Consider the following 9,745-nt stretch of genomic DNA (forward strand, 5'->3'; position numbering starts at 1 on the left):
CTGGAATTGTCTTGTACACTTGTCATCACCTCCTTGTTTTTTTATATACTCTTAGTAGAGAGGTTGGTTCTGAAGATGTCAACAATAAATGAGTGGAAAACCAGAAAAAGAATGCGGGGAGTACCCGTACATCATTATGAATTGAAGAAGCCCCATACCGTTTGGCTAACTGGGACTACTTGGAAGTGGCTTCAATTATCAGCTAGAGAATCAAATACCAGTGTGGGAGAACTTGTATAAAAAATTATTAGATCTGAAATAAAGAAAGACGCTTAGAGACACGACTGGGTCAACCCAGTCTCTCTGTTTCACCCTCGGTCTAAAGACACAAGGCTCTCACATTTCAAGAAGTTTTGGTAGACCACAGCGCTGGTGAGTAGGCGCAGAGACTTGACATTAGGCATCGGGAAACTATTGCTATTCCGCCCACTTTTTTTATTAGATGCCACCATGCTCAAGGTCTGGCGCTCTTTAAATGAGCGATAATTTTCTACGCTGAACTCAACTAGCATCACTAGGGTCTCCCATGGTTACTTGGGGATTATCCATTAACTTTCGTCAATGGTAAACAATTGTAAAGGAATGATTTAGTTGATTATAGGAAGCTAGTTAGTAGAATGCGATCGCATTCGTTCCTAGTAATACCAATTACACAAAATATTGGTACACCTTAATCCCCTATATCACCGCCTTACATTATCAGTTTATCACCTTATGACCTAATTCCCGTATCCTCTGTAGCAAAAAGAAATAAAATTGTTATCATTTAGGTTGTAGGGTGGGCAAAAACAGTTTATTTTTTTTTAGTATTAATGATTATCTTAATTTGCCCACCCTACTTGAATTGGTATTTATTTGACTTTTATGGTGGACAAAAACTGTTGGATTATTCTGAATACTCTAGATTATCTTACTTTGCCCACCCTACTTGAATTGGTATTTATTTGACTTTTATGGTGGGCAAAAACTGTTGGATTATTCTGAATACTCTAGATTATCTTACTTTGCCCACCCTACTTGAATTCCTAAAAAGGAAGCTCATCATCCATTCCTATTCTCAGTTTATTCCCTGATTTGTTAGGTAATTCAATAACACCCGCTATCAACTTCCAACAAGGGTCACCATCTTTTTTCCAATAATCAGGTCGCCAAGGCATGCTGAGACTAACCGTAACCAAACAATGATTTTGCGGTCGATACCCTAACTCTAAATGCCTAACAAATACGGGGTCAGTAATCGTAGCAGTCAATTCTTGTCCACAATCTGTTACCAGTGAACCTTCCCATTTTTCTACACCCTTATCTCTGACACCAATAGGTTGAACCAAGAACTCCACAGCTTTCACCAGTTGTAGTGTACAGCGTTGCTCTACCGGTAATGACTGCAAGAAATTCACGGTTACATAGCGCTCATTATTATGGAGAATGTATTTTTCCCGGCTGCAAAACTTATTGAGATATCCAGCGGGAACTTGTCCTACTCGTCGCCATTGTCCTGGTAATACCAAAAGATTTTCATACTCAAAGCCAAAGTCGGGTCCAGTTTTAGCCAAAGGAATATCTAAAATATCCAGTAAAGTTGGTTCCCTTCCCGCAATCTGACGCATTGGTTTCGGAATGCGACCATCCGGTAAATCAGATACAGGACGAATCCATTGACGTTTAAGGGAATTAATTCCAGCGATACATCTCTCGCCACGCTTCCAGGAGTTAGCCAAGCAAATAATCTGAGTCATGCTGCTATCTAATCCCAAGTAAGGTTAGTTTAGACGTAAGCATTCAGCGGTCAGCGGTCAGTGGTCAGTGGTCAGCGGTCAGCGGTCAGTGGTCAGCGGTCAGTGGTCAGTGGTCAGTGGTCAGTGGTCAGCGGTCAGCGGTCAGCTTATTTTATTCAAAAGCTGTTCGCTGTAGCTTCGCCACAGGCGAATGCCTGAGAGCTGAGAGCTGATAGCTGAGAGCTGATAGCTGATAGCTGATAGCTGATAGCTGATAGCTGATAGCTGATAGCTGATGGCTGATGGCTGAGAGCTGAGAGCTGAGAGCTGAGAGCTGAGAGCTGAGAGCTGATAGCTGAGAGCTGATAGCTGAGAGCTGATAGCTGATAGCTGACTGATGCTTTTCTATGGTCTTAGCAAAGAGGATTTGGGATAAATCATAGGTGAACTATTTTTATAGTTCCCAATTTTTGACTCAGATATTCTGCTACTAAACGGCGATGACAGTTATGGGGAGTAGGTTCACTACACAGCAGACAGCTACCATCTAATAAATCTGGTGATACTGTCTTTTCGATTTCACGCTCTGTAATTAATTCTAAGAACTGTTTTTCGTAGGTTTCCCAATCACCATTATTTTTTTTATAGGTATTTATGATATCCTTAGTCGGAGCCAATTCTAGACGATGTATATAGTCAATATTCCCAATTTGCTGCAAAAAGTATTCAAAATCCGTCTTTTTGGTGAAACCAGCTAATTGAGATTTATTATTCAGTCTCGTATCGATAACTCGCCTTACTCCAGCATTAATCAGAAGCTCAAAGAACTGTTGAGCACTCTTTTTAGTAAACCCAATTGTAAATAAATTAATAGTTTTATTCATAGTCAGGGTCTTGATAAGGCAAGCTATCAGCTATCAGCTCTCAGCTCTCAGCTCTCAGCTATCAGCTATCAGCTATAGCGCTATGCCCACCCTACGAAAGGTTTATTTCAAGCATTAGGCTGACCACTGACTGCTGACTGCTGACTGCTTACTTGATAAGCAATAGTATCCCCTTGCCTATGATAAACTTCCTTAAGTCTATCCTCCCGAGAGCAATTCTCCCAGTTATCCATAGATGTCGGGTCATCAAATAGGGAAAGTTGCTTCGGTTGATTGATTTGGGAATCACTTAACCCATGAGAGCTGAGCAGCCTTTCTTCTAACTCCTGATGGGACTCTAAGCTGCCATCATTTAGAATATGATTAATCTCTAAACCGGATTTCACTAAATGTTGGCAGACTAAAATTGTCCGATGGCAAGTGATCGGGTCTTTTTCAGCACACATCAAGGCAATTTGGTAAGTTTCAGCCCCTTGAATTACCCGTTTAAGACCCGCTGAAAACAGGTCAGTGGCGGCAATTTTTTCATATAACGCTTTACCACCAACATAACAACTGAGATCAGCCGGTCTTGCCCCCAACTCCTTACCCAGAAAGACATAGCGAATTCCTGCTGACAATAGTTCCGCCTTGAGGGGGGCTTGACTAAAATGAGGTAAGTAACGGCTGTAAGGATGCGATCGCACATCAGCCACCGCCGTAATTTCGTGCTGCTTCAGTAAAGCAATAAAATCTTCAATACTGAGATTAGAATGACCAATAGTGAATAATTTACCAGTATTACTACCAGTATTACTAATTTTACTAATCATCCCCAAAAAGCTCCATTATTGCCATTATTTGTGTCCTTTTATGTCATCAAATAAATATCACTTGATCCGTTTTACTAAGGTAAACTATGCTCAAATTATAGCAATTATAATCATAAGTGAGGTACACAGTATTTTTCCCGATTCCCGATTCCCGATTCCCGATTCCCGATTCCCTGCTCCCTAAAACCCATAACTTTGTACCTGACCGAATTTAAAACCGCTGTAAGCATTAGGCTGACAGCTGACCACTGACAGCTGAATGCTTACTCCAATTCAAGTTAATTAGGTTTAGGATTAGGCGATTCCACTGGTATAAATGGAGTAACCTCAACTCTCACTTTAAAGGGTTTACCTAGCTTAATATTAACCGAATCCTCAAACCTCTGTACCTGTTCCGATGTAATCGGTTTTGTTGAACGGATATCCATTTCGATAGAAGGAGGATTAGTTTTCCGATTGATCTTCCAAGTAGAAACTTCTGTTATACCTGGTTTGTTAAACACTCGACTCTTATTAATCAATTCCTGAACTGGCTCCTCAACTCTTCCTTGCTCAAGCACGTCCCAAAAGGTAAGTCCTAGGGGCACGACTAATACAGCAATCAGCACTAACGAGAATCCCCAGTTTAAAGACCGGCTGAGTTCAGTACTCTGAGCATACCCGCTAAAGACATAGACGATCATGCAAGCTAGGTTAATCCCAATCAGGTTAGTAATATAGAGGAGAAATGCGCCCTGACTATAGGCCCATTCTCCCTGGGATAGGGTTAACCCAACGACACAAAGGGGAGGCATGAGGGCTACTGCAATTGCTGTCCCTGGTACCGCATCTTCTAAAGACGGACGAATTTTAGAGAAACCACTAATTCCCCCGGCCACGATCGCAACTAGTAAATCAATCAGATTAGGTTGAGTTCTTGCTAAAACTTGGGCTCCAAATTCAGGGAATCCGATAACTGTACCAACTAACCAAGAACAACTTATCCCCAGTACGGTGCCTACAGCAATGGAAACAAAACTACTCCGTAACAGTTGCCAATCTCCTTCCAAGGTAGCAAAGGACAATCCTCTTAAAGGCAACATCAGAGGAGCAATAATCATCGCTCCAATAATCACCGCAGCACTGTCGAGCACTAGTCCAAATGTAGCAATTAAGCAAGAGCTAATGATTAAGACTAAGAAATTGAGGGTAAGTTCTGATTCCTCAACCAGAGAATTCCTTACCATCATAATTGGAATTGCCTTTAAGCCAAAGTTCCTGAAAAGATTCAAGGTTTTGGAGACTCTAGTTTTAGTCTTTTGATTCTTTTGATTCTTTTGGTTTTCCTTTTCCATAGATAATAGACGATGCTCCCGACTATTGAGCTAAATTATCTTTCACCAACAGGTATTGACAATTGACACTAAGTAAGGTATAATTAACGACTTCACAATCTGACTGGTAGATCGGATAATCATTAGGTAACGTTACTGCTCCTACCAGTCATTACTATTAAATGAGACGATTGTCAATGAATTCTATTTTTTCACTAATTCAACAGTTATTGATCAATTGGCTACTAATCTTAATAACTGGATCGGTAACCCTTAGTGCTCTAAGCTATGTGGGTGAGTTAATCAGCGCAATTTACCGGTTGATGTCCGGATCTGAGGCTCTCAACTGTTGGCACGAGTGCAGGCACAAGCAGAAGCGATCGCAAGCACTGGCTTCGGCTTAGTAGTTGATACCTTTAACTAGTTTGTAGACTTAATCCTAATTTTACTCATCTGATTTTATCTCTCTTCTGTCACTCTAGGCAGAAGAGAGATAATAAGTTCACAAATATAGCAGTCGAAGTAAAGATTAAGACATATTTCTATTTCCTATTCCCTATGCCCTGTTTCCTTTAAACGCAAATACTATGTCGTCAACTATACTTCTGTTGCTATAACTTCACAATCCCAGAGCCGACCGAGTTGCAGCTCCGACAATTCCATCTACTGTTAAATCTTTTAGCTTCTGGAATTCCTTAACAGCTTCCTTAGTAGCGGGACCAAAAACGCCATCTACTTCGACAGTAATAGTTGCTTTAACTAAAGCTTCCTGAAGTTCGCGAACATCATCACCTTCGAGATAAGGTTTAGTCAGGCTGAGTCTTCTTTCTGGAAGAGATTCGTTAGTTTCTCCAAAGCCAACTATGGGGGCTTGATTTAGTCGCGCTTCAGTATTTCGTCCGTAAATCCCATCTTCAGCAATGGGTTTGTCCGGATTATATTGGTTCCAGAGTCGCTGAAACGCTTTAACGGCAAGAGGACGAATGTTTCGTGTACCTCTGCCAATATAGTCAAAGTGAGGCCTATCCGCAGGTCCAAACCACCTCCAACCCTCTCGCTCTAGATAGGGTCTCCAGCCTTGCTCGTCATTAATATCTAGGGCTAAACCACTCTGGTGATTACTTCTACCAGGAGGGGCAACCACACCAATACCACAGCGTCTAACTTTACCATGATTGAATAGCATTAGTTGCTGAGCAATAGTTCGGTAACCAGAATTGACCGAAAGGGTGCGACCACGAGCCTTAATTGCCCGTGCCAAGGACTGCTTAGCTGCTGCCTGAAGGAAAGGGTGAACTGCTGGACCATTAGCCACATTTAGGTCAGCAAAACTTACCAAGCTATTGGGTGCGATGCTATTTATTTGATCAATCAGCTGCTGGTCTAGTCCCCGCAGGACAGAGGTAGAGCAGCCAGGAGCCTGTCGAACAGTAGTTAATCGATTTTTTGCGATCGCTTGTGTCTGGATCAGGGTTTCAAGTTGATTATCTATCAGGTTAATTTGGTGACAATCTTCACAAAAATCGGTTTGTTCTGATTCGAGATTGCTTTCGAGAGTGCTATAGTCTTTCATAACTATAAATTTAGGATATATACCTAACTCAATGGTTTACTCTAGTTGCTTTCCCTGAAATCTTGCACCACTGTCACTAGCCGTAGCTTCGGCAATATAGCGCTACGCGCAAGCTCCGCGAACAGCCGTCAGTGATCAGCCGTCAGCTTATTTTATTCAAAAGCAGCTCAAGTATTTTGCGCTATGGGCATAAACTTTTCCCGTAGTCTGGCCACATGCCTTGGCCAAAGGCCACGCTACGCGAATGGCTGATAGCTGATAGCTGATAGCTAATAGCTGAAGGGTATATTAAGTTATCCCTAGCTTAATCTTAGAGTGGAATAATTGCCTACCCTAACTATTTAGGTGCAATAAGATTTCAGTACTATTTTGATTATGAGCAATACAATAATCCTTTGACAGTACCCTTGGGGGTACTTTTTAAAGGACTCGTTAGTGATTAAATTTGATATAATTAAAGATCGTGCCAGATGTATTGAACAGGCAAAAGGGAAAAGCGATTGCAATCATAACTAAGAGACGGCAATCGCTGCAAATCCAAGTTTTACCGAAAAAATAATTAATTAATTATTTTTCTTATCTATATCATCCATTATTTTCTTACAGACAGGTTGTTTTGGCCATACTTGTTCCCGGAGAGATTCAAATATTTTCCAAGCTTGACGGTAATCTCCCCCAGTACTACTCAAAACAGTTTTAGATTCAGAAATGACGGCAACCATATCCTCACCATATTTTTTTACACATTCATGACTAGAAGAGTCTGCCAATTTTTGAAATTTCTCTTGAGCCTGAGTATACTGTTCAAATGCATCCATATTTTTACTAATAAAAACATTCCACGCGGCATGATAGTTCCTTTGATCTTTTGTAAGACTAGGTGGGTTTTCAATAAGACCAATACCCAATAATAGCAACAGAAATACTCCGACGATCGGATTTCCTTTAGAGTCTCCTGGTTCAGAAGTAGCATAATTTTCAACATATGAGTTAATCTCTTTGACAACGTCATAAATGTTGTATTTGTTGTCGTTTTTTAAATTGAACAATTTTGTATCTCTAGACTTACATCGAAAATCTTTAAAATCTTTAAACTTGTCATAAAGATGTTTTTCTAATCCACTAGAGTCCCAGCAGGGCATCAAATAGTAAGCCTCAAGATTAAAAGTACTTGAAGTCCTCAGTTGAGCTAGTCTTTCCTCCGGTCTACTTGAAGTTTTTTCAATTTTGTAGCGCCCAGTCGGCTGTTGATTGGGTTGAAGCTCCACAATCAAGTAAACGTACTCGATTTTTTGCTGAGTCAATTGGTAATCACCCTCTTTGAAAATTCAAGAGTATCTACAAGAGTTAAAGGATGCGTTCCGGAAAACTACAAAAAGGTTAGATCGGCACAGCCAACACTACGCGATATTCAGGTTCTACTATAGATCAGGCTTGTTGTTAATAATTTTCCTGGGAATGAGGAAACAATGTATTAGAAATTAAGATAGTTTTTTAAATAACAATCGGCTGATCAAATACTGGTTGATATTATTGTTGACATCTCAAATCAAAATGCTATAGTAACCTATCAATTCTCAAGCTTCATCTCGGCAAAGTGTTCCATCAGCATCCGGTGGATAAAGATGTAACCTCCTCCTACTTTTTGTAGGAAGATGCGATCGGCGGCATAGTCGAGGAAGTGGGCATAGTTCCATCGGATGTAATTGTTGGTTATAATACCTACCTGTTCAACACCTTTTCCCATCGCTTACTGGACATGCCAGTGTTTTTGATATTTTCAGAGGTTATATCACCCCCCATCACGAACATCTGGTAGAGGAGGATGCGATCGCTTTTAGCGGAAGCGAAGCTTCATCGCGAAGCGTGGCCAAAAGGCCAATCCCATAACTCCAGCTACGCAACATTTACAAAAGCGATCGCGTAGCGTGGCCTTTTGGCCAATCCCATAACTCCAGCAACTATCATCCCTGCTTCACTTAAGGTGCGGTCGGAGCTAATCCAAATCACTTAACAAAAATTTAAACGTCATGGTTTTCCCATAACCATAAGCTATTCCCATAGGGTGCGCGTAGCGCATTAGCTGATAGCTTACCCCTTGAATTATCCTTAATATTTCTAGACTATAGCTTTTATTATAGCTATGAGGTACACAGGATTTTTTACCTATTACCTCTTGCCTCTTGCCTCTTGCATCTTACCTATTACCTCTTACGTTCGCTTAGCGTAGCCTCACTCCCTGCTCCATTCTCCCTGCTCCCTACTCCCTAAAACCATAAAACCCTAAAATTTGTACCTCATTACTATGAGAATTAATATAATGATTTTAACTCTAATCAAGTCCCGTCGGACATTGATAACCTTAACAGTTACAGTTGCCATTGTATTAATTTCACTCAAGGCAGCAAGTGCAATACCATTGTTTGGTGCCGGTGCTTCATTTCCCCAACCCCTTTACCAGCGTTACTTTTCCCAATACCAACAAGAAACCAGCGTTAATGTAAATTACAGTACCATTGGCAGTGGTACTGGTATTGAGGAATTCATTAACGAGTCTGTTGATTTCGCTGGCACTGATATGCCCCCAACCGATGAGGAAAAAAGTCAGATGAAACGGGGCTTGCAAATGGTGCCAACAGCGGGGGGAGCTGTGTCAGTCATTTACAATCTCCAAGGTGTAGTGACTTCTGTCAGACTATCTCGCGATACTTTAGGGAAAATCTTTACTGGTCAAATTGGTAATTGGAAGCAAGTTAACACTTACCTGCCCAGAAGAGACATCAAAGTTGTTGTGCGCTCAGATAGTAGCGGTACCAGTTTCATATTCACCAAGTACTTGAGTGCGATTACCCATGGTCTGATCAAACCTAGCCCAACACCAGATTGGGGCTTCAAGGTCTTCTCAAGCCGTCCTCAAAATGGTGGAGTAGCTGGGGAAGTGCGGCGGATTGACGGTGCCATTGGCTATGTAGAGGCTAATTATGCTGTAGAAAACAACTTCCCTAGCGCTAGGATTGAAAATCAAGAGGGTCGCTATATCAAGCCTAGCCTTGACCAAGCCAGTAAAGGGCTGGTCAATGTGGAGTTTAACCAGGACTTCACCCTCAAACTTAACGATCCAGCCGATGGTTATCCAATTGTGGGTCTAACTTGGCTGCTACTGTACCAGAAGTACCCCAATCAGGCCAAAGCCCAGGGGATAAAAGATATGGTTAATTGGATTCTCACTAAAGGTCAGGACCTCAACGGGGAACTAGGGTACACCAGGATTCCAGAGGATATTGCTCGCCAAGCCATTCAAGCAGTGAATCAAAACATCACCGTTGGTTCATAGTAGTGGAGTAGGGTGGGTTATTGTAACGGGCAAGATGCCCGTTCCACCAAGATGCCCGTTCCACCAAGATGCCCGTTCCACCAAGATGCCCGTTCCACCAAGATGCCCGTTCCA

11 protein-coding genes are annotated in these 9,745 nt (G+C 41.6%); 3 read left to right on the forward strand and 8 right to left on the reverse strand.

The window, feature by feature from the left end; all coding sequences use genetic code 11:
- Positions 1–240: hypothetical protein (locus F6K20_RS11660; protein WP_287294765.1), on the forward strand; the 240-nt coding region annotated here is incomplete at its 5' end.
- A gap of 68 nt (positions 241–308) precedes the next feature.
- Here F6K20_RS11660 and F6K20_RS11665 read toward each other — a convergent pair.
- Positions 309–512, reverse strand: a complete 204-nt coding sequence (locus F6K20_RS11665; RefSeq protein ID WP_287294767.1) for a hypothetical protein — start codon at positions 510–512, stop codon at positions 309–311.
- A gap of 513 nt (positions 513–1,025) precedes the next feature.
- Positions 1,026–1,736, reverse strand: a complete 711-nt coding sequence (locus F6K20_RS11670) for a dual OB domain-containing protein (RefSeq protein ID WP_287294768.1) — start codon at positions 1,734–1,736, stop codon at positions 1,026–1,028.
- 60 nt (positions 1,737–1,796) lie between these two features.
- Between F6K20_RS11670 and F6K20_RS11675 the strand changes: the two genes are divergently transcribed.
- The gene (locus tag F6K20_RS11675; protein WP_287254516.1) at positions 1,797–1,934 is read left to right on the forward strand and encodes a hypothetical protein; all 138 of its coding nucleotides are present in this window, start codon (positions 1,797–1,799) and stop codon (positions 1,932–1,934) included.
- Positions 1,935–2,152: 218 nt separating this feature from the next.
- Here the strand turns inward: F6K20_RS11675 and F6K20_RS11680 are convergent, their stop codons facing one another.
- From F6K20_RS11680 to F6K20_RS11710, 6 genes are all read right to left on the reverse strand, one after another.
- Complete coding sequence (locus F6K20_RS11680; RefSeq protein ID WP_287294770.1) at positions 2,153–2,599, reverse strand: DUF488 domain-containing protein; 447 nt, start codon at positions 2,597–2,599, stop codon at positions 2,153–2,155.
- A 107-nt stretch (positions 2,600–2,706) separates the two neighbouring features.
- Positions 2,707–3,411 carry a DUF488 domain-containing protein gene (locus F6K20_RS11685; RefSeq protein WP_287266697.1) on the reverse strand — a complete coding sequence of 235 codons (705 nt, stop codon included), beginning with the start codon at positions 3,409–3,411 and terminating at the stop codon, positions 2,707–2,709.
- Positions 3,412–3,689: 278 nt separating this feature from the next.
- A complete protein-coding gene (locus F6K20_RS11690; RefSeq protein ID WP_083373903.1) occupies positions 3,690–4,745 on the reverse strand; it encodes a DUF389 domain-containing protein in 1,056 nt (351 codons plus the stop codon).
- 598 nt (positions 4,746–5,343) lie between these two features.
- Positions 5,344–6,297, reverse strand: coding sequence for a peptidoglycan-binding protein (locus tag F6K20_RS11700; RefSeq protein ID WP_287294773.1), 954 nt, complete (start codon positions 6,295–6,297; stop codon positions 5,344–5,346).
- A gap of 563 nt (positions 6,298–6,860) precedes the next feature.
- Positions 6,861–7,601, reverse strand: a complete 741-nt coding sequence (locus F6K20_RS11705; RefSeq protein WP_287294775.1) for a GIY-YIG nuclease family protein — start codon at positions 7,599–7,601, stop codon at positions 6,861–6,863.
- Between the two features lie 266 nt (positions 7,602–7,867).
- Positions 7,868–8,044 carry a hypothetical protein gene (locus F6K20_RS11710; protein ID WP_287294777.1) on the reverse strand — a complete coding sequence of 59 codons (177 nt, stop codon included), beginning with the start codon at positions 8,042–8,044 and terminating at the stop codon, positions 7,868–7,870.
- Between the two features lie 573 nt (positions 8,045–8,617).
- Here F6K20_RS11710 and pstS point away from each other — a divergent pair.
- Positions 8,618–9,631, forward strand: coding sequence for a phosphate ABC transporter substrate-binding protein PstS (gene pstS / locus F6K20_RS11715; protein ID WP_287266703.1), 1,014 nt, complete (start codon positions 8,618–8,620; stop codon positions 9,629–9,631).
- Positions 9,632–9,745: the final 114 nt, after the last annotated feature.

The organism is Moorena sp. SIO2C4 (genome assembly GCF_010672485.1).
GTDB classification, from domain to species: Bacteria; Cyanobacteriota; Cyanobacteriia; order Cyanobacteriales; family Coleofasciculaceae; genus Moorena; species Moorena producens.

Bases quoted from the DNA above. Each gene is read 5' to 3' on its own strand.
- F6K20_RS11665 (WP_287294767.1), bottom strand. From the start codon at position 512: ATGCTAGTTGAGTTCAGCGTAGAAAATTATCGCTCATTTAAAGAGCGC.
- F6K20_RS11670 (WP_287294768.1), bottom strand. From the start codon at position 1,736: ATGACTCAGATTATTTGCTTGGCTAACTCCTGGAAGCGTGGCGAGAGA.
- F6K20_RS11680 (WP_287294770.1), bottom strand. From the start codon at position 2,599: ATGAATAAAACTATTAATTTATTTACAATTGGGTTTACTAAAAAGAGT.
- F6K20_RS11685 (WP_287266697.1), bottom strand. From the start codon at position 3,411: ATGATTAGTAAAATTAGTAATACTGGTAGTAATACTGGTAAATTATTC.
- F6K20_RS11690 (WP_083373903.1), bottom strand. From the start codon at position 4,745: ATGGAAAAGGAAAACCAAAAGAATCAAAAGAATCAAAAGACTAAAACT.
- F6K20_RS11700 (WP_287294773.1), bottom strand. From the start codon at position 6,297: ATGAAAGACTATAGCACTCTCGAAAGCAATCTCGAATCAGAACAAACC.
- F6K20_RS11710 (WP_287294777.1), bottom strand. From the start codon at position 8,044: ATGGGAAAAGGTGTTGAACAGGTAGGTATTATAACCAACAATTACATC.
- pstS (WP_287266703.1), top strand. From the start codon at position 8,618: ATGATTTTAACTCTAATCAAGTCCCGTCGGACATTGATAACCTTAACA.